The following is a 25,801-nucleotide window of genomic DNA, read 5'->3' as shown; positions in this document are numbered from 1 at the left end:
TATTTTGAATAAATGAAAAAAAATGAATTGTTAGAAGGGCCAATCCTTTCTTCTTTATTAAAATTAGCAGTTCCGATTATGATTGCTAATTTACTGCAAGCCGCATATCAGTTGGTTGATGCTTTTTGGGTAGGACGTTTAGGTGGCGATGCCGTTGCCGCGGTTTCAATAAGTACGCCAGTAATATTTTTAACCATTGCTTTAGGAACCGGATTAGCGATAGCAGGTTCTATTTTGATTGCACAATATTTTGGTGCAGGAAACCAGAAAATGGTCAATCATGTGGCAGCGCAGACTTTGTCGATGGTGATAATAGTTTCTGTTTTTTTATCGATTATAGGATATTTTTTAAGTCCGTATTTTTTATATCTGCTAAAGGTAGAGCCAGCGGTTTATGTTGATGCATTAGGATTTATGCGTGTCGCCTTTGTCGGTTTGGTTTTTAGTTTCGGATTTATGATTTTCCAGTCGATTATGCGTGGAGTCGGGCGTGTGACATTGCCGGTTTACATTGTTTTAGGAACTGTGATTTTGAATTTTGCTCTTGATCCGCTGTTTATTTACGGATGGAATTTTATTCCTGCAATGGGCGTAAAAGGTGCGGCTTTAGCAACTTTATTTACACAACTTCTGGCTATTATGATTGGTTTCGCAATTTTGTTTAGAGGAAAACACGGAATCCATCTTCGCATTTCGGATTTTAAACCTGATTACCAACACATAAAAAGAGCTTTTGAAATTGGATTTCCTTCTTCAATCGAACAATCTATGCGCGCTTTAGGAATGATGGCCATCACATTTTTGATCGTTCGTTTTGGAACTCTAACGGTAGCATCTTATGGAGCAGGTTCCAATTTGATTCAGCTGATTTTAATTCCTGCTTTAGGATTATCAATGGCGATAGCGACTCTTGTCGGACAAAATATTGGTGCAGGAAATATAGAACGCGCAGGAGAAATCTCAAAACTCGGCGCTTATTTAGGTTTCGGATTATTGACGGGTCTTGGAATTATCGCTTTTATTTTTGCGCCGTATTTAATCGCATTTTTTGTTCCTAATGATCAAGCGGTTATTAAAGGAGGAACAGAATTGTTGAGAATTACTTGTCTTTCATGGGGATTTTTAGGTTTACAGCTTTGCTTAACGGGAGTTTTTCGTGCCGTAGGAAATACAAAATTGCCTATGATTCTAACTTTGGTTTCACAATGGGTAATTCAGTTTCCATTAGCGTATATCTTGTCTCACAATACTTCTTTGGGTAAAATCGGAATTTGGTGGGCATTTCCAATTGCTTCAGTTGTAACTGCTTTGATTACTTTAATTCTTTACATAAAAGGAGACTGGAAGAAAGAAAGGCTTTCAGGGAAAACTAATAAATTGATTGATAAAGTTGAAAGCGAAATAGTTAAAGAGGGATTTGATATTTCTAAATAAAGATACTAAGGTGCTGAGTTTCTAAGATGCTAAGTTTCGACGCTTTTTGAGGACGCACTTTGTGCGTCTTTTTTTTGTAATATTTTTTCGATAAAATAAATTTTCAGTATATTAGAAACCTCAAAAAGACTTAGCATCTTAGAAGCTCAGTAACTCAGAACCTTTTAAAAAAAAGCCATGAATAAAACTCTAAAGCGTTATTTTGTAAAATCTGTTATTGTATTAGCCATAATTCACTTAATATACTTTTTGTATGGTTATTTTACTTTTCAAGGACTAAAAAATATCGGTGACCGCACTGAGTTTTATCGATTTAAATTTTACGATGACGTTTCGATTTCGCATTTTTTCGTGAGTGGTTTGTTTTTGTTTTTCTTTCTTATTTTTTTAATTCGAAATCATTCAACAGGAAATTATGAAGGAAAAAAATTGCTTAAAATCAGCGGCTGCCTGCTTTTTATTTCATTTCTGACTTTCTCATTTTTTATAAGCTACAGTTTCGGTATGAACGCCAAACTTAAAGCTGAATTGTCTGAAAATGAATTTAATAAGGATAAAAAACTGCTCAATGTTTTAAATCCGTTTCTGTATGCATATACTTCTTATACTTCGCAGAAATTGTTCAATTATGAAAACATTTTATACCCAAAACCTTATCCTGTAATCAAGGAAGTAGACACAATTGTACCAGGTGAATTTCCTATTACAGAAACCAATTATTACAGTATTGACACCATAAGGACTTTAACAGATACTTTTGAAAAGACGACAAGCAAGGCAGACAGTATCTTTGATATTGTTGGTTTTGATAAAGAAGAATTGCACAAAAGAGTGATCTCAAAAAAGATCGTAGGAGATAGTACTGAAATTGTTTTTAAGAGCATTTCTGTGAATGCAGAACATGATGATGATATTTGCATTTTCTTAGAAAACAAATCTTTGTTTAAGCCCATTCACGGAGATTCAATTGAGAAACAGCGATATGAAGTGGCTGTAGAGCGTTATAACTTACTTTATAAGGCTAAGAAAGATTCGATGATATATACCTTTCAGAAATTAGATACGCTCCTAAGAAAATTCAACATAGAAACAAGGCTGGTTCCGAAAGAGTTGGCTCAAGATGTATATCATTATAGAGATAATCAAGAAGAACCGCTTAATGCAATCAGAAATGTTTTTGATAGACAAGTTTTGTCAGAAAAATTTAAAGCACTAGATAGATTATTTTACGAACCTAAATATTTGCATCCAAATATTATTGGAATTTATTTTGCTGTAATTTTTTCAGTTTGGATCATTTTGTTTTTGTTTTACCTTCCTTTCAATAAGAAAAAAGTTAAATAACAATTTCAAAAATAATTAATACGCAATGCCGAATAAAGCTTAAAAGTTTTAATTTGAAATTGTCATTTTTAAACTCTATGATAATCTGCTTTCCAGTGTACAATTGCTTTCTTGATCGCGTCGCCAGTTAAGCTATTCTTTAAAGTATCTTCAACAAGAGGAACTAATTCATCGTCTGGCGCAAAGCGTAACGCAAATATTTGATCGTCTGTGAGTTTGTATTCAAATTCTTCGAATCTTTTGCCTGAAAGTGTAAAATATCGGTAACGCATTTCTAAGCGTACAATTCTATTTTGAAGTGTTAAAGCATAATGTTGGCGCAGCATGTAGGCAAGTGCAAAAAGAAATACAAAACCCACGCTAATAAATGCCCATATTAAATGATCTTCTGTTGTAATGGACAAATAAATACTGCCAATTAAGAACAAAATTAAAACAGGATAATATATAAAATGGTGTGGAGTATAAAACCTGATATGATTTCTATATGTCTGAATTTTCATGTTTTCACGTTTAAATGGCATTCTATAAAAACAAAACTACTCTATATTTCTATAGAGTAGCTTTTTCCCAAAAATAAACTAACATAACCAATGTTCTCTTTATAGACTAAACCTTTTACAGTTTGCTTTGTAAATTTTAATAAGAAGAAAGCCTTTTTCATTTCGTTTATCAATCTTCAATATGACTTATTTTCTTGATGTAAAATTAGATTGAGAGTGGTTGTTTTTTGTTATACTTTAAGAAGAAAAAGTTACATGATTCCAATATTGGCATTGTAATTATGTAAAAGCAAGCTTTATAATAAGGTTTTAATGATATTCCATTCGTTTAATTTATCTTGGGAAGTCTTGCTAGCATTAGCGGGACTTGTTGATGGAAGCGTAAAGGTTTGGTATTCTTTTGTCAAGTGAACATATTTTTTGAAAAATGCCGCCGCTTTTTGTCCATTAAAAAGAATGCTTTCTATATCAGGATGTTTTTCTAAAAAATCTTCAAAATCATTTGCAATCTCATTTTTGATGGCGCTATCCAAACTTCCAACACGATCGCAAAATTGTAAGACATCCCACAGCGCAATGTTGTTTTTAATTAATAATTCTTTTCGTATTTCATAATCGTTGGAAAATTCTTCTCCTAGAATAGGAAACATAAATTTCCAAAAATTATTCTGATTGTGACCATAATATTGATTGAGTTCTAAAGACTTCGTTCCAGGCATGGTGCCTAAAATCAGAATTTTTGAAGTTGGAGAACTAATAGGGGCAAACGAAAAACTTTTCATACTTAATCTATTAAATGTATTGTGATGTATGTTAAAATAAACATTTATAAGGAATTATAAAACAAAACAAAAAAATTATATAACATTCTTGGCGGGTCTTTAAACGAACTTTGAATTTCAGATTTTTACAAAATTATCTGTTAGCAAATTATAATTTTAAATCCGGCGAACCATGAAAATAGTTACTATAAATACAGAAAAAACTCAAAATATATTTGATGAACTTCAGACTAGTTTTGGCGGAAAAGTGACTTTTGATTTAGACGAATATTCACTTGAAATAGAAAATAACTTTGCTGAAGGCGCAATTATAGGAGCTTCATTTAACGATAATATTTCTTATGTTCAGTTTGATATGACATTTACTGAAGATGTCAGACTGGATTTTCTAAACGTAAAATCGTCACCTATTTATTTTGCATATTGTTCTAAAGGAAATCTTTCGCATAGTTTTGGATTGGATGGAGAAGAGCGAAAACTTAAAACCTTTCAGACTGCAATTGTAACATCAAAAGAAAATCAGGACAATGTTTTATTTTTTGAAAAAGGGAAGAAAACAAAACTTACCTTAATTATTGTCGGAACTCAGATTGATGCAGCAAATCAAGTTCATTCGTTAAACCAACAGGTAAAAGACACTTTCTTTGAAAATAATCAAGTAACTGATTTCTTTTACATTGGTTCATATAATTTGCAGATTGCAGAAAAAATTGAACAGCTTAATTCTATTACTCAAACAGGAATTGTTCGCAATTTGTTGAAAGAAGGAATCATGAGAATTATTCTTGCAATGGAAATCCAGCAGCATTCTGATGATTTACACGCTTTCGCGAATGAACCAAACGGACTTACTTTGAGAGAATTGGAAGAAATAAAAGAGCTTTCGGAATTCATAAAATCAAGTCCAGAAGAAGCTTTTTCAATTAAATCTCTAAGTAAAAAATCTGGATTGTCTCCAAACAAACTTCAAGAAGGTTTCAAGATGATTCACAATCGCACGGTCAACGATTACATTACACACATGCGCGTTTTAAAAGCCGAAATCTTAATTAGAACATCCGACCTAAATATTTCAGAAATCGTGTATTGCATTGGTTTTACCAGCAGAAGCTATTTTTCTAAAATATTCAAACAAAAATTCAACTGCAGCCCGAAAGAGTATAAGTTTAATTTGAATTCTCTGGCTATTACAGCTTAATTAGGTTCAAAGGAACAAAGGTTCAAAGATTTCACTTGATGTTCTACTAAAGAAAACACAGTTTTTATTTAAAGTCGTTAGCTCTAAAGCATAATATATAAAAGTTGCAAAGGTTCAAAGCAACAGAGTTTCAAAGTTTAAAACTTTGTCACTTTGTAACTCTGAACCTTTGTACCTAAAAAAAACTTTTGCCAAAAAGTTTTTTTTAGGTACATTTGCATAACTAGTTATATAATTAATTATTTATGGAATTTTTTAATAAAGTTGGTAAATCTGCTCTTGGGAGCCGTTTGCGTTTAATGACTGCTGTTGTTACTGATGATGCTTCTAAAATTTATGAATTATACGGTGTTGATTTTGTACCTAAATGGTTTCCAGTTTTTTACACGCTAGCTGAAGAACGTGAAATTACAATTACAGAAATCGCAAATGAAATCGGGCATTCTCAGCCTTCTGTGAGTAAAATTATTCAAGAAATGATTACCGCAGGCTTGGTTCAGGAAAGTTTAAAAACCGATGACAAACGCAAAAATAATGTAGTTTTGACTGAAAAAGGAATCGCAATTTCTCAGATTGTAAAACAACAATTAAAAGATATTGATGTTGCAATTGAAGGCGTAATTTCAGAAGCTAAACATAATTTGTGGGCTGCCCTTGAAGAATGGGAATTTCTTTTGGAGCAAAAATCATTGGTTAAAAGAGTCAGTGAGCAGAAAAAAGAAAGGGAAAGTAAAGATGTAAAAATTATCGAATATCAGCCTCAATACAAAGAAGCTTTTAAAGCATTAAACGTAGAATGGATTTCAACTTATTTCGAAATGGAAGAAGCTGATTATAAAGCTTTGGATAATCCCGAAGATTATATTTTGAAAAAAGGAGGAAAGATTCTAGTGGCATTGTATGAAAATGAGCCTGTTGGTGTATGCGCGCTAATCAAAATGACTAATTCGGAATATGATTTTGAAATGGCAAAAATGGCGGTTTCTCCAAAAGCACAAGGGAAAAATATTGGCTGGATGTTAGGAAAAGCAATCGTAAATTCGGCTAAAGAAATGGGAGCAAGGAAAATTTATTTAGAAAGCAATACCATCTTAAAACCTGCAATAAATCTATATTATAAATTAGGCTTTGAAAAAGTTTTCGGACTTGAAACACCTTATAAACGTTGCAATATTCAGATGGAGTTGGTGATTTCTTAAAGTTGCTAAGGGGCTGAGATGCTAAGCTACTAAGAAAAAACTTAGAACCTTAGCATCTCAGTATCTTAGTGTCTTGGTGTCTTTTTAACGCCCAAAACGATAATAATCCAAATCTGTATTTTTTTTATTATTGAGAGAATCCAGAATTGAATTCATTCCGATTACGCTAAAAGTGATTCCGTTTCCTCCGAAGCCTAAAATATAATGCTCATTTTTCCTCGGATTTGGTTTTCCGAAATAGGGAAGTCCGTCTTTAGTTTCCCCAAAAGTGCCAGCCCAAGAATAATCGATTTTGAAATCTAAACCAGGAAACCTTTTTGAGAATTGTTTTAAAAGATAAGCCTCTTTTTTTGGAAGTAATTTATCGCGTTTTGAAGTATCTTTAAAATCTTCGTCGCCACCTCCCATAATAATTCGATTATCCTCTGTAGTTCGAATGTAGTGGTAAGGTGCTGCGGTATCCCAAAAAATGGTGTTTTTAAAATTCTCTGGAAGATCAGACAGACTTTCGGAAGTAATAACGTAAGTGCTTTTTAAATCAACTACTTTTTCTTTTAGCGTTTCTGTGCTTTCGTAACCTGTGCAGTGTATGATATGATCGGCCGTGATGACGTGTTTTGAATCTGTAGTGGCAATAATGTCGCCTTTTTGATGCTGAATAGAAGCAATATTAGTTCGGTCAAAAATCTGCATTCCTTTCTCATGGCAATGAAACAAAAGATCGCTTGCAAGCTTAAAAGGATCCATAACAGCAGCAGTTTTAGATTCTACTCCTGCAATTGCATTCAATCCCATTTTTTGCAATTCTGATCTGCTCAGCCAGCTGATTTCAAAACCATGCTGTTTTCTAGCTTTAAATTCATTTTTTAAATAAGGAACATCTTTTTTTAGAGTAGTGAAATAAACGCTTTTTTTGAACTCAAAACCGCAATCACTTCCTACTGTGTCAATTATATTTCGAAGATCAAAAATAGCTTTTTTCCCGTTTTGATAACTATCAACGGCACATCTCGCGCCGCGAAGTTTAATGAGCTGATGTAGAGGAACATCAATTTCATATTGCAATAAAGCGGTACTGCCCGATGTACTTCCGCCACAGACATCCCGACGGTCTACAAGAACTATTTTTTTTCCTTCGTTTAATAATTTATAGGCTGTTAAAGCTCCTGTTATGCCTCCACCAATAATTAAAATGTCAGTGTGGATATCAGAATCTATTGAAGGGTAACTTTGTTTTATGGCATTTTTTAAAGGCCAATAGGTTTCAGTAGAGCTCAATTTCATTTTTGGTTATTTTTTTAGAGGTATTTTTGGTGTAGTGTTTTTCTTTTTTCGGCTATGTACTTATTTTAGAATTCATTGCTATTTGGTTTTCTTTTTACTAACTTTTTCTTCTCGAATTACTTTATTATTTTTTTCATCATAAACAGCTGGATTAATTTCTTGCCCCGTTTTACTGAATATTTTAATTTTTGGAGCTTCATGTGTTCCAGTAATTACAATCGGAAAACCTATAATTCCGAAGAGCGGAAGACCTAAACGCATTCTAAGATCCAAAAGTCCATCAAAGCTTGTAGTTCCTTTAACAGTTGGTCTAAAACTGGCAACTTTAAAGGTAAATGGCTCAATATTTATAAGATTGTTGTCTATAGTCGATTTGATTTCAATTCCTTTCATGTCAGGATTATTCAAACCGTTTTGTCCTGTTTTAGAACTAATTCCGTCAAAAAGTTTCAGTCCTTTAATTTTTACATCACGTAAATTTATTGTCCCTCCACCTTGCATAGATTCATAAATTGGGCTCATATTTCCGTTCAAATCTCCTTTCACTTTGTAATCGACAGAGATTATTCCGTGTGCTTTTTCAGCAGCAGTCACCATGTCATGAAACATCGGAATTTCTTTGTAAGCTCTTTGAACATCAAAATCCTTAGCTGTAAAATGAGCATCAAAACGTGCCGAGGTTGGAGATTCGTCCTTGTAGAGCGCATTAACTCCTAAAACACAGTCAATTATATTAAAGGTAATGTTTTCTAAGTAAAATCCTTCTTTTTTTATTCCTATTTTTCCGTTTAATTTGTTAAATACCAATTTATTGAATTCTATTTTGTCTGCGCTGGCATCTAAATTGACGTTTAGGTTTTTCGGAATAATAACCACACCGCTCATTTTTGGATGGTCTTCTTTGGCATATTCTACCTCAATGTTTCGGTCTTTGTTTTCGCCTTCTTCAAGCGCCATAAATTCGTCGACATTAATCAGTTTTGATTTTAGCTTGAAGTTTCCGCTCAGAGTTCCTTTCGATTCTAAAAAATAATTAATCGTATTCAGCAGATAACCATTGATATCAAAATCTGATTTTCCGTAGGAAGCATTGAATTTTTCGAACCACATTTTTTCATTCTGAAAACGGAAATTTCCTTGTTTGATGAAGAATGCTTTCGGAAATAATTCTGAAGTCGCTTTAATGTTTTTAAGGATTAATGTTCCTTTATTATCCAATTTATCATATTGCCCAGCGGTGGCATAACTTTGTTTTCCTTTTAGCGAAAGATCAGCTTTGGCATAACCCGTTAAGTCAAGGCCTTTTTGAGAGAAAACCTGATAAATTCTGCCGACATTCAGTTCGCCTTTAATTTTGGCATTATAAGCTAAATCGCTAAAATCTGATAAAGCGGCGTTTACGTAAACAGGATTTCCTTCAAAAGTAAAAGAAGCGGGAGCAACGGCAACAATCAAATCCTGATATGTTCCAGCCTTATTAAGCATGTTTGCCACAAAAGTGATATTCGTAATTGGATTTGGATAATATTTGGTTTTAAGCCATCCATTTCGAAGTGAAATGCCTCCAATAGTTTTTGGAAATAATTTTTTAGAAGTGCTGAAAACTCCGCGTGCCTGAATATCGGTTTTTAAAATTCCCTTGATGTCAATATTTTCTAAACCTAAAGCAGCATCAACAACAGCAAGGTCTAATGCACCTTTCACACTTGCATTAATCGACATTTCGCTTAGACCTTTACTGTGAAGATAAGCATTAAAATAATCTTTTTCGCCAACCTTAAATTTCAAAGTTCTCAGATTGACCAATAATTGTTCGGTATCCAAAGACGGAAGCATGGCATTCAAATCCATTTGAAAATCGGTTAAAGGAACGGGCGAATTTTTATAATTTACCGAACCTTCATTAATTTTTAAATTGAAAGCCAAGTTTGGTTTTTGCTTTTTCTGAACATTATAATCTCCTTTAAAGCTGAGCAATAAATCGCTTCTTCCTGAAATTTCTGTTTTTTCTAACCAAGTTAAATATTCAGGAGGCATTACAGAAAGCAAATCTTTTACAGTTGTATCTTCTGAAGCTGCTTTGATATTGATTTTATATCCGTCTCTTAAAATGCTAAATAACCCCGTAAATTTTAGAGGAAGTTTATTAATATGGAGTTCATTTTTTTGAAGAATGAATGTAAGGGCGTGCGTGTTGATTCGGGTAATTAAATCGGCGCGAACTTCTTTTCGTCTTAAATAACCTGTTCGATCGTAATAGAAATCCAGATTATCGATTTTAGCATCGGTTGCTAGGTCAAAAATATCTTCGCTTAAATTTCCTTTTCCGATATAATTAAAACCTTTTGCATCAACCAAAATTTTTGCAGAACGGTCGTTATATTTTACGTGACAGTTTTGTAAATCAATACGTTCCAATCGAATTGCTGTTCCTTCTTCTGGAGCATTCGGATCTACTTTTTTGCTCCTATCTTCTGGAGCAACATAAATATTATAGTTTGCCTGACCTTTTTCATTCACCATAACATTGATCAAAGCATTAGAAACATAGAGTTTATTGATTTTAACTTCGTTGTCAAAAAGCAGTCTTTTTATGTCGATTCCAAAAGCTACCTGATCGGCTTTTAATAAAGTGTCGTTACTAAAAGGCTTAGAACCAGTTAAAGATAATTCGTCAAGCGAAACGGTTAATGACGGAAAATGCGTAAAAAAGGAAAGTTTAGATTTCGTAAAATCAAGTTTGGTGTCTAATCGCTCGTTTGCAATTTTCTTTACTTCAGTAGCAATTTTCCCGGGAAAAAGCAGCGGAATAATAAAAAGCAAAAACAAAACCACAGCAATCGTAATTCCAGTAATTTTTAAAACTTTAAAGGCGGTATGTTTGAATGAATTAGGCATATATTTTTATAATTGTGGAATTGTAAATTGTGAGATGTGAGATGCTGATTGGCTGTCTTCCTGAGCGAAGTCGAAGGATCTCATGCTAAGTCTATACTGTGTGTCCTTCGACTTCGCTCAGGAAGACATAAAAAGAGGATTGGAATTTGTCTTTTTATTTTTTCTCGGTTTCTGCTTTTTTAGCTTCTTCCTGTTTTTGTTTTTCTTCTTTTTCTTTTTGTTCTTTCAGCTCTTTATCCTTTTTTTCTTTTTCTTTAGCTGCTTTTTGCTTTTCTTCTTCTTGCTTCTCTTTCGCTTCTTCCTGTTTCTCTTTTTTCTCTTCTATTTTTTTAGCTTTTTCTTTCTCTTTTTTCTTGTAATAACCTCTCAAAAGGAAATTGCTTTTTGCGGCTTCCATATTGTCACTAAATCCTTTCGTTCCAGATTCTAAATTAGAAAGCGTATTTGAAACGCTGTTAGCCATTTTATCATCTTTAACCAATCTTGCCAAAGCGCCGTTTCCGTTGTTCATACTGTGGCTGAAAATCGCTATTTCGTCTGAAATCACGCCAATATTATCCACGCTTTTCTTCACGCTTTTCATAATATCTTGCATTTCGATTCCGTCTACAGAAGCAATTTGTCCGTTGTCTTCAATCTCTTTTTGAGATTTTGCACCTGGTGAAATAGTTAAAACTTTATCGCCCATTAAACCATCAGAACCAATGCTGGCTGTGGCATCAGTTTTAATGAATTTTCGAACATCTTCTTTCATAACCAAAACAACTCTTACAGTCGAGTCATTTTTTAACTGAATTTGTTCTACAGTTCCGACATTAATTCCAGAGAAACGAACATTGTTTCCGACCTCTAAACCGCTTACCGTTTTAAACTGAGAACTAATGTGAAAGGTTGAACCAAAAAGATTCTGCTGTTTTCCAATAAAGTATACGGCCATAACAAAAAGCAGTAAACCTATCGTAACGAACATTCCTAATTTCCAAGTATATCCAGATTCCTTTTTCATGATTTTGATTATTTATTTTGCTTTATTCAAAAAATGAGCGTACCCATTCGTCTTCGTCTTTTTCTAATTCTTCATACGTTCCTTCGGCGTGAATAACACCATCTTTTAAAACTACAATTCGATCGGCAGTCATTTTTGCACAGGCCATATCGTGAGTAATAATGATCGAAGAAGTTTTTTGTTTGTGTTTAATATCTAAGATCAATTCGCTGATTTCTCTCGAAGTGATCGTATCTAAACCAGTTGTGGGTTCGTCGTATAAAATTATTTCTGGTTTTAAGATTAAAGTTCTCGCCAAACCGATTCGTTTTCTCATTCCGCCCGAAAGTTCTGAAGGCATTTTGTCTACTGCTTCGGCAAGGCCAACATTTTCCAGCGCTTCCATTACTTCACTTTCAACTTCTTCGTGACTTAAATCGCGTTTGTGTTTGGTTAATGTAAAAGCGAGATTTTCTCTAACTGACATCGAATCGTAGAGCGCCCCGCTTTGGAAAAGAAATCCGATTCTGACTCTAATTTCATTCAGTTCGCTTTTGGAGATGTTAAGAACGTTTTCATCAAAAACTTTAATTTCGCCTTTGTCTGGTTCAATTAATCCAACAATACATTTTATAGTTACCGATTTTCCAGAGCCAGAACGACCCAAAACGACTAAATCTTCACCTTTATTCAGCGTGAGATTAACGCCTTTTAAAATGGTATTATCTTTTCCAAAAGTTTTATGCAGATCTTTAATCTCAATAATTGGAGTTTGATCTTTCTCTTTCGTTTTAGGTTCTTTATGTAATTTTTCTTCCATCATTTTAAAAGAATAAATCGGTTATTTGCACCGCGACCATATCTATAATAAAAATGCTTAACGATGCTGTTACAACTGCAGAATTGGCAGCTCGACCCACACTTTCTGTTCCGTTTGAAGCGGTAAATCCTTTATAGCACCCAATCATGCCTATAATAAATCCAAAAAAGAAAGTTTTTATCGTGGCAGGAAAAAGATCTAAAAATGCTAAGGATTGAATGATTTGGGTTAAAAAACGGTAAAAATTGACATCTCCATGAATGTTGATGCCCACGTAACCGCCAATAATTCCAATCGCATCAGCAAAAAACACCAAAAGAGGAACCATCAAAGTGCAGGCAAGCACTCTCGTTACAACCAAATAGTTATACGGATTTACAGCTGAAACTTCCATAGCATCAATTTGTTCTGTTACTTTCATCGATCCTAATTCGGCTCCAATTCCTGACGAAATTTTTCCTGCGCAAATCAAAGCTGTAATCACAGGAGCAATTTCGCGTATTAGCGAAAGCGCCACCATTCCGGGAAGCCACGATTCGGCACCAAATTTCACTAATGTCGGGCGTGACTGCAATGTAAGCACCAATCCCATAATGAAACCTGTAATAGCAACCAACGGCAGAGATTTGTATCCTATAATGTAGCATTGTTTTAGGAACTCTCTAGTCTCATAAGGCGGAACAAAAACCTCCTTAAAAAACCTTTTGGCGAATATTGTGGTTTCTCCAATTTCGGCGAATGTATTTTTAATATCGAGAATCAAAATTTTTTGTTTTAATGTGAATGATATAAAATGAAAATTTTAATGATATAAAAACCACTATTTTTCTATATGAAAATTACTTTTTTTATGAATAAAAAATCTTACACAACTTTTTTTGAAGTTTATATAATTTTCATCGCTATTACACAATAAAAAAACAGAAAGGACGTTTGGATGTTTCTAAAAACAAAAAATCCCTTTTATGCAAAAGGGATTTTCTGGGTTTAAAAGTGAAGTATTTTGGTTAGCTTCAATTATTTAAGAGTTTATAGCGATTCCGCTTCGGGATTTTATTAACGGAATAACACGAGATTGTGATTGGGCTAATTTTTCCATTAGTAATCTTGCGGTCAAGAAGCAAACGGTAGATTCTGCACCTTGATTTAAGTTTACATTATGTTTTTCAAGTCCATCGTAACCGCCTCCGCTTACTGGATTATACATAATCTGCCCTAAATGATTTTTACCTAAAAACCAGTTAAATGCAGCTTTCATTTTCTTTTTATATTGTGGAGTTTTAAATTCATTATAAAATGCATTTAAAGTCATAATTGTGTATGTTACATCAATTGGCTGTTCTCCAAATTCTTGTGGCTCTGAACCTTTGTGGTACCAGCTTCTGTTAGAAATGGCTTTGAAATTTCCTTTGACAAAAGTTTTAGAAATTAAGAAATCTAAAGAGTCTAACGCCACTTTTTTATATATAGGTTTATTTGTAATTAAATAAGCGTAAAGCATAGATTCTGGTAGAATTCCATTTCCGTACGTTAGATAATTTTCAAACCATTGCCAATCTTCTGTGGCTGTATCTTCGTAGTTTGCCAAAAGTTTAGCATTCAATTTATTAATGATTGCCGCAACATACAAATTCGGAACAGTTGAATGGTACAGATATAATCCTTTAGTTGCAAAACCAATCGAACGTGGCGATTGAATAGTTTCTGCCCATTTTAATGAATTCAATAAACATTTTGTCGCTTTTTTTGTAATCGCTTCAGGAAGAATATCAGAAATAGAAACTACTGTTCCTAAAGCCCATAATGCTCTTGCGTTTGAATCTTCTAGATTAACTTCGGCGTTTTGTTCTACATGTTCTCGGTTTTCTTGATCTACATAATTAATAAAGTCACCTTTTGGCTGTTGACAACGCTGAATGAAATCCAGATATATTAAAATATAAGCTAAATCTTCTTTGTCTTGAGTTAATTTGTAATGCATGCAAAATGCAACTAAAGCTCTAGCATTATCGTCTAAAGTATAACCTGAATCTAAATCTGGAATTGAAATTTTGCTAAATTGAACAATACCTAATTCTGTAGTCAGTTTTTTGATATGTTTTAATTGAATGTCAGGATAGCTGAATTTAATTTCTGCCGGATTTGCAAATAATTTTTTATAAGCATTCATTTGCGTGATTCCGACATTTTCCCATGAAGAAGCTCTCATTTTGGTAAATGAACTGATTCCCATTTCGTGTCTTAAATTTTCATTTTCAATCAGTTTAATTGCCGCTGCTGCAAATTGATCTGAATTTCCGATATCACACAAAATTCCAGAATCTGCTGTCAAAACTTCTTTTGTATGCGGAATCTTTGAAGCCACAATCGGACAAGCGCAACTCATCGCATACGCAAAAGTGCCGCTAACTGCCTGATTAGGATCTTTTGATGTAAACATATAAATATCTGTGGCTTTCAAATATTCTAAAAGCTCGTCTGTATCTAGATATTGATTGATAAAGCGAACATTATCTTCAAGATTTAGTTCTTTAACCAAACCTTCCAATTTGTCTCTGTAAGCATCAACTCCATCTTTAATTAAATTTGGATGCGTTTTGCCAATAATTAGGTATAAAGCATTTGGCGCTTTTTCTACAATTTTTGGTAAAGCCTGCAAACCTGTTTCTATATTTTTACCTTCGCCCAAAAGTCCGAAAGTAGATAAAACTAATCTGTCTTGAATGTTTAATTTTTCTTTTGCCTGTTCTGGAGTTTCATATATTACGATATGAGTTCCGTGTGGTACGCAAGTAATTATTTCTTCATTGATTTCGTAGTCGTTAATTAGTATTTCTTTAGATTTATTCGTCATTACAAAAACCGAATTGCTGTAGCTCAACAATAGCTTTACGAATGTTCTCAATTCGTCATTCGGATTCGGAATTACGCTGTGAAAAGTATACGTAACTGGTGCTTTAATAACATTTAGAAAATCTAAAAGATGGTCTCCATAATTTCCTGAAAACAAACCAAATTCATGTTGAATATGAACGAGTTTCACTGTTTCATCCTGATTAATTTCCTCAGCGACTTTGGCATACTCTTCTCGGTTTTTTGTGTTTAAGGTAAATGCTTGTGTTGGTTGGTCTTTGGGTTTGTCAACAAGTTCACATATTTCGCATTTGATAGATTTACCATAAACATCTGTGATTCCTTTGATGGTATCTTGAGTATAGGTTGCTATGCCGCATTGCGTAGGCGGAAAAGTAGATAAAAAAACGATTTTTGATTTATTTGATATTGTTTTCATGAGACACATTTTAATTCGGTTAATAACTCGTTAAGGTTCAAAATTGCCACCGCAATCGTATCATCGGCAGCGCCATAATATTTTCATTGGTATCAATTATCAATTTTTTAAGCAAAAACTTTTAATGAAGCCATTTCTTTTCGTGCAGTTCAAAATTTTATCTAAAATTACTTTGAGACTGAAGCGACGATTAACGCAATCCGTTTAAAAATTAACTCAAAAGCATAAACATGGTAATTCTGTAAGGCTTGCAAATAATAGTGAAAGTGGCGTGTACTCTGGCTTTAGTTTAGTTTTATTGGGATAATAATTAAGCGTATAGAGTTAACAAGATTTGTAGGAATAAAAGAACTTTGTGATAAGCAAAAAAAAGGCTTGTAAAATAGTCGTATTAAGAACTTAAAAATCAAATATTATGTTACGTTACACAGTTATATTTATAATTCTTGCTATCATAGCTGGAATTTTCGGTTTTGGTGGAATTGCTGCCGGAGCCGCAAGCATCGCAAAAGTTTTATTCTTCATCTTTTTAGTCCTGTTTATTATTTCATTAATTACAGGAAGAAAAAAAGTTTAATTTTCTTTAGGTTCTAAGATACTGAGCTACTAAGATTCTAAGGTTTTTTACTTTATCAAATTGAACCTTATAAGCTTTTACAATCAGTATCTTAGAATCTAATTAATCTTAGCGCCTCAGAACCTTAGATTCTTAGTGCCTCAAACTAATACCATTTCGCATAATATTTTCTAGTTATAAAAGCAATCGGAATTCCGACACAGCAAATTACAATTAGAATGGAAAGCAAAAGCGGAAAATCTAATTTCTTCTCGGGTAAAACTGGAAATACAATTGGCAGAACTACAAGATTCATTATCACCCAAATAAAAAAGCCATACGAAACACCCGATAGCAAAGTATTTATTTTGAAAAATGGGATGTAAGGGAAAATTTTAAAATAAAACCAGGCAAAAATAAAAGCAATTAAGAAATGAAGTCCTAAACCCGCAAGAGTCATTTCTGTTCCGCCTACGTATGCGTCTTTTTTAAAAATGCCGCTTGCAATAGACTGTAAAATTTTTTCGGCTGTTGTTTTATGAAGTATGCCCGCATAAATCAAAATAGCAGCAGTAATATCTAATGCTCCTGCAACTAAGCCAGATGAAACAATGGTCTTAACTTTTGATCTCATAAAATTAATTTTGAGTTAAATACTAGTCTATTGTTTTTTAATATGTTAGTAAATCGATTTTAGCTCATGCGTATGTACAATTGCAAAATGTGAAATCGTGCAATTTGCCGTAAGTTTCTAATATGGTATTTTGAATAGCTCTTCATTTTTTTAATTTTAGAAATTGAAAATTCTACAGTTCATGCTTACCGATTGGCTTATGAAAACCTCAGTACATTATTTGTGAAATTAAATTTATAGAATTAGTGGAAATGGTACTTCTTCAAATATACAATAAAAAATATTAAAATACTATAAATCAAGTATTTGGTAAGTGTTAATTTTATGGAAGCGCTTCGCAGATGTAGCCGTGCGAATTTAAGATGTCGATAATTTTTGTATTCGAAATTGCTGGCGCATGAATACGGAGGATTTTGTCACAATCTTCTAAATCGAAGTTGATCGAGCTGTTCGGATAATGCTCCAGAAGCCTCTCAATGATTATCGAGCATTGAGATTCTTCTTGAACATTTGTTTTAAAAACTTCAATCATAAAGTTTTGATTTTTAGAGCGCTATATTTTTATAACGACGTATTCTATGATATGTTACATACGATACAATTAAGATGGCAAAAACAATTAGAGGGAAAAAACCTTGAAAATCTATTCCGTCTACTGCAAAGTGGCTTATTGAAGCAAATATGAAATCGAAAGCAAATCCTGCGTAAGCCCATTCTTTAATACGTCCAGGAACTTGCGGAATAATTAAAGCTAAAACTCCAAGAATCTTAAACACAACTAATGCGTTTCCAAAATATTCAGGATAACCCAAATGTCTGATTCCTTCTTTTGCCAATTCGGTTTGTGAAGTTAAAGCTGGCATTACGCCTTCAAATAAGAAAATAAGAATTGTAGTAGTCCAAAAAATAATTTTTGTTGTCTTCATTAGGTTTTGTTTAAAAGGTTATTAGTTAATGTATTACAAATCTAAGAATGTTTTCCTTTTAAAAAAATATACATTTGCGACTATTTTAGGGGCATTTTGGACAATGTGAGTTTTGAGTTATGAATTATGAGTTATGAATTATGAGTTATGAATTGTAGAGCATAAATTTCTAATGCAACAGTTTATCCTCCTGAGCGAAGTCGAAGGACACGCAAAGTGAGGACATTCTTTATAGATTCAGCATGCGATCCTTCGACTTCGCTCAGGAGGACATAAAATGAGATAAAAAAATCTGTATAATCTGCGAAATCTGCGAGAGAATATTTTTTGCAAGGAAACCGCAACAGTTTGTCCTCCTGAGCGAAGTCTAAGGACCCGCAAAGTGAGGACATGCTTTATAGATTCAGCATACGATCCTTCGACTTCGCTCAGGAAGACATAAAATGAGATTAAAAAAATCTGTACAATCTGCAAAATCTGCGAGAGAATATTTTCCGCAAGATAAACCGCAACTGTTTGTCCTCCTGAGCGAAGTCGAAGGACACGCAAAGTGAGGACATTCTTTATAGATTTAGCATGCGATCCTTCGACTCCGCTCAGGAAGACATAAAATGAGATTAAAAAAATCTGTACAATCTGTATAATCTGCGAGAGAATATTTTTCGCAAGATAAACCGCAACTGTTTGTCCTCCTGAGCGAAGTCGAAGGACGCGCAAAGTGAGGACATTCTTTATAGATTTAGCATGAGATCCTTCGACTTTGCTCAGGAGGACATAAAATGAGATTAAAAAAATCTGTACAATCTGCAAAATCTGCGAGAGAATATTTTTCGCAAGATAAACCGCAACAGTTTGTCCTCCTGAGCGAAGTCGAAGGACGCGCAAAGTGAGGACATGCTTTATAGATTCAGCATGCGATCCTTCGACTTCGCTCAGGAGGACATAAAATGCGGATAATTAGAATTTATCACAAAAAATAATTCGTAATAAGAAATAAATCCTCAAAACCTAATCTTGTATAAATGCCTTTTCCTGAAGGCGAGGCTTGTAAATGAGCGAATTCAGTGCCAGCATCAATGGCTTCGTTGATGGCAAACTTCATGATTTCTTCGGCATAACCTTTTTTACGCATTTCTGGAATTACACCGACACCATGAATTCCCATAATTTTTCCGGTTTGAAAAAGAGTAAGCGTTCCGATTGGTTTTTCATTTAAATGAACCAAATAAAACTTCACATTTTCATAATTATGAATCAGCGTTTCTTTACTGATTATGTAACTAAAAGATAACGGATAAATATCTGACCATGTTTCAGCATCTTCTTCATTTAAAACTCTTTTAAAAGTTAGAATGTTTTCAATTGGAAATTTTTCTCCCAATTTTAAAACCATCGCCATGAGTTGAATTCGTATTTTGAATTCGTTTTTCTCGAAAATTTCTTTTGAATTGCTTCCAAAAATATCCCAATACGGAATTATCAAACCTGGATTTTGATCAATAATTTCTAGAATCTGCGGCAGATTTTCTTCTGTTATATCTTCTCGAAACCACAATCGGTTGGGCCAGCCTGAATTTTTTATCTGACTGAATTGAAACGGATCATTTTTATGGTAAGAAAGGAGAGGAGTGGCAACAGTTTTCCAAAGTGCTGTAAGATTGTCAATATTGTCTTTTATGAGGTCTGTATTTTTCATTTTTTGGATATCGAATTTAAATCTAAACAAAGATAGAATTAGCTTTCTTGAAAAACCTTTACATATGTCGATTTACAACTCTTTTTCTAGACTTTTTCTAATTCGGCTTAACTGCGTTGGCGTAATGCCTAAATGTGATGCAATATGCAATAAAGGAACACGATCTGCCATATCAGGATGTTTTTTCAAAAGTGCGACATATCTTTCTGTTGCATTCTGCATAACGAGTGCGACTTCTCTTTCTTCTTTTTCGATAATCCAATGTTTTTCTAAATGAGCGATATAAAAGTTTTTAAGATCATCATTTTCGTTAATCAGTTCAATGTATTTTTTATAATTGATATTGATTACAATAGAATCTTCCAAAGCTTCAATAGTAAAATTGGAAGGTGTTTGAAGCATCAGTGAAACTTTAGATCCTGCAAGATAATTTTCAAGAAAAAGGTTTTTGTTATAGAAATTTCCTTGTTCATCTGTTATAAAAGCCCTTAAAACTCCTTTTGCAATAAAATGAAGATTTTTAGCAATTTCTCCATTCTGCAATAGGGTTTCTCCTTTTTTAAGTGTTTGAAAACTCGTGATATTTTCAATCATTTCCCATGATTTTTCAGAAATGGGATAATAACTTTCAATAGTGATTTTCAGATTTTTTAGGTATGGTTCTTTATTGAAAGTCATTTTTTTGAAGTTTTGCCACGAAGGCGCTAAGACACAAATTATTCTTTTTCAAAAATAAAGAAATAAGTTCAAGTTTCATTTCCAGCGATAGCGAATAGGCGAAGCAAATCTCTACAAGTGACTCCGCAAACAAAATTCTCAATCTTTGTCGAGTTTCTCATTTTACTCCAGACAAATCACCCCCACAACAATTGCAACTGCCTTAATCGATGATTTAGAAATAATAAAAGGCGGGTACTCCTCTTTGTTGTCAGAGCGGCATTCTAAAGCATTTTTGTCGTCAATACTAGGAAATAATCTTTTTACAATCGGGCCTTGATCAGTGTCGAGAACATAGGTTTTGCCCCATTGAAAAAAAGACAAATCTTTTAGTGGTTTGCACGCCAATATATCGCCGCTATTGTATTTTGGATACATCGAAGAACCAGAAACTTTTAGTAAGTATTCAACACCTTTACCTTCTAATTCTGGAATTTTATATTTTTTAAAAGACTCGCTGTTTATCATGTGCGTTTCGTTTTCGGTATAAACGAGCATCGCATCGGAAGAAATAAGCGGGATTTCTGAATTAGTTTCAGCGTTTTCAATATCCTCTTCGCTGTCTTTAATCATTTTTCCTACGCCAGTTAATAACCATTCGGCATTTAATTCAGGATAAGCACGTAGAATTTTTTCAACAGAAGTGCTGTTGATTCCTGAATTGTTCGCAATCGCTTTACCAATTTGTCCAACCGATAAACCTGCATTAATAGTAAGTTTATTGTTGTTGAGACCTTTGTGATTTATAAAATCGGCTAACCGTTCCGTCGTGGTTTTACTCATATTGTAAGAAAAATATTGAAAAAAGTACATGTAATATTTTTTATGTAAGAAAAAATTTATACATTTGCTTTTTAATATTGAAAAAAAACTATTTTTTTGTCCTAATTTGTAGACAAACACATTAATCTGTAAAAATATGAAGAAAAAACAGACTTTCAATAGACAGGCTTTAGAAATAATTGCCACGAGATATGGCTATACGATAGATTATGTGCGAAAATCTATAAGAGGAGATAGGGTAGGAATTATGCCTGACCAAATTAAAAATGAATATAAAAAATTAGAAAACGAAGCCATAAAAGCAATAAACAGCTTCGCGAATTTTAGTAAATAATGTTTTTTCTTCCGAATGTTTTTCTATTGTTTGAGATTAAGTAAGATCTCAAATGGATTTTGTAAAAGTTTAGATAGGAGTATAATTTATGCAAAAATTGATTTTCGTTTTTGAGTGGAGTTAAAACAAACCTGTTTCGCAAATTTGATATGGCAACATTCTTTTTAACAAAAGAGCGTGTTTTTATACATAGAGAATTTGCGAAACTAATTTAGAAGTTAGAGGGTAAACAATGATTTAAAAGAATGAAACAATGATTAAAATGTTAAGAACAACGGTTTTGTTGTTAGCTCTTGGAGCTGTAAGTGCAAATGCACAAGTTGGAATGCCAACAAATAATCCTCAAAGAAATGCACAATTAGATTTGAATGGTGCCAATAGTCAAAACAACAAAGGCTTACTCTTGCCAAGAGTTTCTTTGGTCGCGACCGATAATGTAGCGCCACTTATAGGAACCGTTCTGTCTGGCATGAAAGTCTACAATCTCGCTACCGCAGGATCTGGCGCAACAGCCGTAACACCTGGAGAGTATTACTACGACGGTACAAAATGGGTGCGCATTGCAGCCGAAGGAAGCGGAGCAAGCGGTGCCGAACCTTGGTATAATGTAGCAACTCAAGCAGGCGCAACAGCCAACACTCAGAATATTTACCAAATGGGAAAAGTGGGTATTGGAAAAAATAACCCACAGGCACAATTAGATGTAGTTGCCGATGCATTGATAAATGATGTAACTGTTGGAAGAGGAGGTGCATCAGAATTATATAGCACCGCATTAGGATATCATGCTCTTAAAACAGGAGGAGGAAATAATAATATGGCTTTGGGTTACGAGAGCCTTACCGCCTGTACCACTGGGTCGACTAATGTGGCTGTGGGGAATTTTACGATAGATGAATTGACAACCGGGGTTGCTAATACAGCATTGGGATTTGCAGCATTAGGCACCGTAATTTCAGGAACTGGAAATACTGCATTAGGGTATAGGACGCTAAATGCGGTAAAAGGATATGGAAATACAGCCGTAGGAGCAGAAGCTGGCACAAAACAAAAGAGCGGCGATGACAATATAATGATTGGAAATTATGCAAATGTACCTAATGTGAATGGTTCCAATCAAATGAGTATAGGTGGGCTAATTTTTGCTACAGAAATGTCCGCTAAACCTGCTGATGTGTATGCAGGCAAAGGAAATGTTGGTATTGGGACTTATACAATAGGCAATAAATTACAAGTTAAAGGCGATATTGGTGTAAGTGCTTCAGGCAATCCTGTTTCTCCTAATGTTGTGATTGGTACAGCAACTGAAAATGGAACTTATATATCTGGAGGACAAGTGGGTATTCAAAGTACACTTCAAAACTTATTGCTTTCTAAGCCAGCAGGGATAACTACTCAAGGATGGGGAGCATATTTTCTTGATTTTAGAGTTGCTGGCAATAGCGTTGGTGGAATAGCGTATAATGGTGGAGGTACTGCGGTTATTGCGGTAAGTGACAAACGTTTGAAAGAAAATATTGTAAACACTCACTATGGTCTTTCTGATGTAATGAAAATTGGCATTTTTGACTATAACTATAAAACAGATGCGGAGAAAACGGTTAATACTGGTGTAATGGCACAAGACCTTTATAAAGTTATTCCAAGTGCAGTAAAAGTTGGAGGAGATGATGCTCAAACCAATCCATGGGCTGTAGACTATGCAAAACTGATACCAGTATTGGTTAAAGGTATCCAAGATCAACAAGCAGAAATTGAAGCCCAACAATCGCAAATTAATATCATGAAAAAAGAAATAGAAAAACTAAAGTGGAAATAATATTTATGAAATATCTAAAAAAGCTGTTCTATAAAGAACAGTTTTTTTTGCGCAATCTTGTCATCGAGAGGACATAAAATGAGAATAAATCTGCTTGATCTGTGAAATCTGCGGGAAACAAAAAATCTTTATGCCTTCATTTAGCAAATAAAAAACCGCTAAAAAACTCAAAGCTTTTAGCGGTTTCAAAAAACATTAATTATAGGCATTAATCAGCATAATGATAAATGCTTCTTTTAACTGTATTATCTATTTTTTCAATCGTTACTTCGGTTACACCGCCTGCATAGTTCATTGAAATAGCAACTTTGTCTTTAGAAATTTCATAATCAATAGACATTAATCCTTCTTTATTTACTTCAACAGATTTTTTTTCAGTTGGAAGCGTAGTTAAATAATATTCAGATTCATCTACTTCTTTATTTTTAATGATATTTTGATAAACCTCATTTATATCTGTATCTTTTAGAATACATTCTCTTCCAGAACCCATTTCTACTTCAATATCCTTGCAATCTCCATCTGTTTCTGGATTCTCTTCTTTTATTTCTTCTTTAACTGCGGTAACAGTATCAGCAGGAGTTTTAGCTGATTCTTCCTCTGAATTCTTTGGCTTGCAATTTGTAAATAGTAAAGCTAAAATCGCGATACATGCTATTTTCTTCATTAGTTTAAATTTGTTTAATTAATTATTGTGGCATAAATGTTTGGGAAACGTGAGATTTTCTTTGTCAAAAGTAAGAAAATAAGTCGAAGTTTGTTTTTCGACGAAAGATAAATCTTCACAAGTAATTCGCAAAGATTTACCCTCCCTGAGCCGTCCCGAAGCTTAGGTAGAAGGACTATGCTTAATCTATATAGTGTGTCTCACTGTGCGCGTCCTTCGACTTCGCTCAGGAGGACATTAAATGAGATAAAAAAATCTGCTTAATCTGTTAGATCTGCGAGAAACAAAAAAAAACAGGATTTCTGCGAGAAAAAATCTTCATGCCTTAGTGCCTTCGTGGCAAATTAAAAAAACAAAAAACGCCATGAAACCAAAAGGTTCCATAGCGTTTTCATCTCAAAAAATAAATAATTAACGGGTAACGGGTATTATTTCCAGCCTCCGCCAAGAGCGCGGTACAAATCTGTATTGGCTGTTAGTTGTTGTCTTTTAAGATCTGCTAATTCTAATTCGCTTTGTAAAAGATTCGCTTGAGCAGTTAAAACTTCAAGATATTCTGCTAATCCGTTTTTGAATAACAAGTTTGAATTTTTGATTGCCTGCTGTAATGTTTTTACTTTTTCTTTTAAGAACGTTTCCTGCTGCTGTAATTTCTCCACTTTTACCAAAGCATCCGAAACCTCGCTTACAGCTACTAAAACCGATTGTCTAAAACTTAGAACCGCTTTTTCTCTTTCCGCGACAGCGATATTATATTGCGTTCTCACTCTTTTATTGTTCAGAATAGGTTGCGTTAAACCTCCCGCAACAGTTCCGAATAGAGAAGCCGGAATGTTAAACCAGCTGCTCGTTTCGAAAGAGTTCAAACCGCCTTGAGCCGTAATTCTAAGAGCTGGGTATAAATCCGCTTTTGTGATACCGACATTTGCGTTTGCTACTTTAAGCGCCAATTCAGCACTTTTTACATCTGGTCTTCTGCTTACTAATGAAGACGGAATTCCAATAGATGGATTGCTTTTAATTTCAATAGAATTTAAAAAAATAGTTCTTTGTTTTGAATTCGGGAATGAACCTGTCAAAACACTCAAAGCATTTTCCTGAATCGCAATGTTTTGTTCCAATAACGGAATTAATTGCTCTGAGTTTAATTTTTGTGCTTCAGACTGTTGAATGGCTAAAGTTGTTACCTGACCAGCATCGTATTTTAACTTAATGATAGTAGTTGTGCTGTCATTTAATCTTAGGTTTTGCTGTGCAATTTTCAACTGAGCATCCAACATCAAAAGATTATAATATCCTCTTGAAACATTGGCAACAATATTAGTCTGCAATGCTTTTTTTACTTCTTCAGATTGAAGATATCCTGCGTAAGCACCTTTCTTTTGGTTTCTAATCTTTCCCCAAATATCAGCTTCCCAAGAAAGCGAAGCTCCAGCAGAATAATCGTCAATATGTTTTTGTCCTAATGCTTGCCCCAAGTTCATTCCGGTAAAACTATTATCAGAAGGATTGCTTGTGCTGGCATTTACAACTAAATTAACCTGAGGAACATTTCCCCATTTAGATTGTGTAAATCTGTATTGTGCGATTTCGATGTTTTTCTGCGCAATAAGAAGATCGTTATTTCTAGCAACCGCGCTGTCGATTAACGTAACAATATCTTTTTCTGTAAAGAAATTTTTCCACTCAATATCGGCAATACTTGTTGTATCACTCGAAACCGATGCATTCCTGAAATTCTCAGGAAGTGCATCTTTAGGAGTTTCAATATCCTTTGATACTTTACAGGATATTATGGTCGTGATCAGAATGGCGAAGGTCACGATTTTGGTTATATAATTTTTCATTGTCTTTTTATTAGATTTCTGTACCCTTTGGCTTTGGGTATAATTTTTTTAAACACATAGAAACATAGTTTTTGTAAACTTTA

General features: G+C 33.8%; 23 protein-coding genes. 7 read left to right on the top strand and 16 right to left on the bottom strand.

The annotated features are described in order from the left end of the window. The first annotated feature begins 12 nt into the window (after window positions 1–12). Window positions 13–1,434, top strand: coding sequence for an MATE family efflux transporter (locus tag QLQ96_RS19940; protein WP_482492800.1), 1,422 nt, complete (start codon window positions 13–15; stop codon window positions 1,432–1,434). 177 nt (window positions 1,435–1,611) lie between these two features. Then, window positions 1,612–2,778 carry a hypothetical protein gene (locus tag QLQ96_RS19935; protein WP_482492799.1) on the top strand — a complete coding sequence of 389 codons (1,167 nt, stop codon included), beginning with the start codon at window positions 1,612–1,614 and terminating at the stop codon, window positions 2,776–2,778. A 68-nt stretch (window positions 2,779–2,846) separates the two neighbouring features. Here QLQ96_RS19935 and QLQ96_RS19930 read toward each other — a convergent pair whose 3' ends face one another. Together QLQ96_RS19930 and QLQ96_RS19925 are read right to left on the bottom strand one after the other, a co-directional pair. After that, window positions 2,847–3,281 (bottom strand): DUF6526 family protein, encoded by a 435-nt coding sequence (locus QLQ96_RS19930; protein WP_482492797.1) that lies wholly within the window; start codon window positions 3,279–3,281, stop codon window positions 2,847–2,849. 296 nt (window positions 3,282–3,577) lie between these two features. After that, the gene (locus tag QLQ96_RS19925) at window positions 3,578–4,063 is read right to left on the bottom strand and encodes a DNA-deoxyinosine glycosylase (protein WP_482492796.1); all 486 of its coding nucleotides are present in this window, start codon (window positions 4,061–4,063) and stop codon (window positions 3,578–3,580) included. Window positions 4,064–4,235: 172 nt separating this feature from the next. On the opposite strand from QLQ96_RS19925, the gene QLQ96_RS19920 reads away from it, so the two are divergent. Together QLQ96_RS19920 and QLQ96_RS19915 are read left to right on the top strand one after the other, a co-directional pair. After that, window positions 4,236–5,261, top strand: a complete 1,026-nt coding sequence (locus QLQ96_RS19920) for a helix-turn-helix domain-containing protein (RefSeq protein ID WP_482492795.1) — start codon at window positions 4,236–4,238, stop codon at window positions 5,259–5,261. A gap of 245 nt (window positions 5,262–5,506) precedes the next feature. After that, window positions 5,507–6,460, top strand: coding sequence for a bifunctional helix-turn-helix transcriptional regulator/GNAT family N-acetyltransferase (locus QLQ96_RS19915; RefSeq protein ID WP_482492794.1), 954 nt, complete (start codon window positions 5,507–5,509; stop codon window positions 6,458–6,460). 84 nt (window positions 6,461–6,544) lie between these two features. Here QLQ96_RS19915 and QLQ96_RS19910 read toward each other — a convergent pair whose 3' ends face one another. The 6 genes from QLQ96_RS19910 to QLQ96_RS19885 form a co-directional block, all read right to left on the bottom strand. Further along, window positions 6,545–7,744: an NAD(P)/FAD-dependent oxidoreductase gene (locus tag QLQ96_RS19910; RefSeq protein WP_482492793.1), complete on the bottom strand. Its 1,200-nt coding sequence runs from the start codon at window positions 7,742–7,744 to the stop codon at window positions 6,545–6,547. A 78-nt stretch (window positions 7,745–7,822) separates the two neighbouring features. After that, on the bottom strand, window positions 7,823–10,642 hold the full coding sequence (locus tag QLQ96_RS19905; RefSeq protein ID WP_482492792.1) for an AsmA family protein: 2,820 nt from the start codon (window positions 10,640–10,642) through the stop codon (window positions 7,823–7,825). 154 nt (window positions 10,643–10,796) lie between these two features. Next, complete coding sequence (locus QLQ96_RS19900; RefSeq protein ID WP_482492791.1) at window positions 10,797–11,648, bottom strand: MlaD family protein; 852 nt, start codon at window positions 11,646–11,648, stop codon at window positions 10,797–10,799. A 22-nt stretch (window positions 11,649–11,670) separates the two neighbouring features. Continuing rightward, window positions 11,671–12,447, bottom strand: a complete 777-nt coding sequence (locus tag QLQ96_RS19895) for an ABC transporter ATP-binding protein (protein WP_482496987.1) — start codon at window positions 12,445–12,447, stop codon at window positions 11,671–11,673. 4 nt (window positions 12,448–12,451) lie between these two features. Then, entirely contained in the window at window positions 12,452–13,210 is a 759-nt protein-coding gene (locus QLQ96_RS19890) for an MlaE family ABC transporter permease (RefSeq protein ID WP_482492789.1), read from the bottom strand. Window positions 13,211–13,468: 258 nt separating this feature from the next. Next, window positions 13,469–15,739 (bottom strand): glycosyltransferase, encoded by a 2,271-nt coding sequence (locus QLQ96_RS19885; RefSeq protein ID WP_482492788.1) that lies wholly within the window; start codon window positions 15,737–15,739, stop codon window positions 13,469–13,471. 415 nt (window positions 15,740–16,154) lie between these two features. Between QLQ96_RS19885 and QLQ96_RS19880 the strand changes: the two genes are divergently transcribed. Then, window positions 16,155–16,316, top strand: coding sequence for a DUF1328 family protein (locus QLQ96_RS19880; protein WP_482492787.1), 162 nt, complete (start codon window positions 16,155–16,157; stop codon window positions 16,314–16,316). Window positions 16,317–16,461: 145 nt separating this feature from the next. Here QLQ96_RS19880 and QLQ96_RS19875 read toward each other — a convergent pair whose 3' ends face one another. The 6 genes from QLQ96_RS19875 to QLQ96_RS19850 form a co-directional block, all read right to left on the bottom strand. Next, a complete protein-coding gene (locus QLQ96_RS19875; RefSeq protein WP_482492786.1) occupies window positions 16,462–16,929 on the bottom strand; it encodes a DUF1440 domain-containing protein in 468 nt (155 codons plus the stop codon). A gap of 322 nt (window positions 16,930–17,251) precedes the next feature. Continuing rightward, entirely contained in the window at window positions 17,252–17,461 is a 210-nt protein-coding gene (locus QLQ96_RS19870) for a hypothetical protein (protein WP_482492785.1), read from the bottom strand. A gap of 13 nt (window positions 17,462–17,474) precedes the next feature. Beyond that, window positions 17,475–17,855, bottom strand: a complete 381-nt coding sequence (locus QLQ96_RS19865; RefSeq protein ID WP_482492784.1) for a DoxX family protein — start codon at window positions 17,853–17,855, stop codon at window positions 17,475–17,477. A 967-nt stretch (window positions 17,856–18,822) separates the two neighbouring features. Then, on the bottom strand, window positions 18,823–19,551 hold the full coding sequence (locus tag QLQ96_RS19860; RefSeq protein WP_482492783.1) for a GNAT family N-acetyltransferase: 729 nt from the start codon (window positions 19,549–19,551) through the stop codon (window positions 18,823–18,825). 72 nt (window positions 19,552–19,623) lie between these two features. Next, entirely contained in the window at window positions 19,624–20,229 is a 606-nt protein-coding gene (locus tag QLQ96_RS19855) for a Crp/Fnr family transcriptional regulator (protein WP_482492782.1), read from the bottom strand. A 162-nt stretch (window positions 20,230–20,391) separates the two neighbouring features. Beyond that, window positions 20,392–21,081: a S24 family peptidase gene (locus QLQ96_RS19850; protein ID WP_482492777.1), complete on the bottom strand. Its 690-nt coding sequence runs from the start codon at window positions 21,079–21,081 to the stop codon at window positions 20,392–20,394. A gap of 106 nt (window positions 21,082–21,187) precedes the next feature. Between QLQ96_RS19850 and QLQ96_RS19845 the strand changes: the two genes are divergently transcribed. Beyond that, complete coding sequence (locus QLQ96_RS19845) at window positions 21,188–21,385, top strand: hypothetical protein (RefSeq protein WP_482492775.1); 198 nt, start codon at window positions 21,188–21,190, stop codon at window positions 21,383–21,385. 253 nt (window positions 21,386–21,638) lie between these two features. After that, window positions 21,639–23,204 carry a tail fiber domain-containing protein gene (locus tag QLQ96_RS19840; protein ID WP_482492773.1) on the top strand — a complete coding sequence of 522 codons (1,566 nt, stop codon included), beginning with the start codon at window positions 21,639–21,641 and terminating at the stop codon, window positions 23,202–23,204. Between the two features lie 208 nt (window positions 23,205–23,412). Here the strand turns inward: QLQ96_RS19840 and QLQ96_RS19835 are convergent, their stop codons facing one another. Both QLQ96_RS19835 and QLQ96_RS19830 read right to left on the bottom strand, forming a co-directional pair. Continuing rightward, entirely contained in the window at window positions 23,413–23,871 is a 459-nt protein-coding gene (locus QLQ96_RS19835; protein ID WP_482492772.1) for a hypothetical protein, read from the bottom strand. Between the two features lie 428 nt (window positions 23,872–24,299). After that, window positions 24,300–25,718: a TolC family protein gene (locus tag QLQ96_RS19830; RefSeq protein ID WP_482492770.1), complete on the bottom strand. Its 1,419-nt coding sequence runs from the start codon at window positions 25,716–25,718 to the stop codon at window positions 24,300–24,302. Window positions 25,719–25,801: the final 83 nt, after the last annotated feature.

The sequence above is a fragment of the Flavobacterium sp. B167r genome (assembly GCF_056824315.1).
The sequence above is the reverse complement of the archived record's forward strand: the minus strand, read 5'-3'. Positions and strand labels throughout refer to the sequence as shown.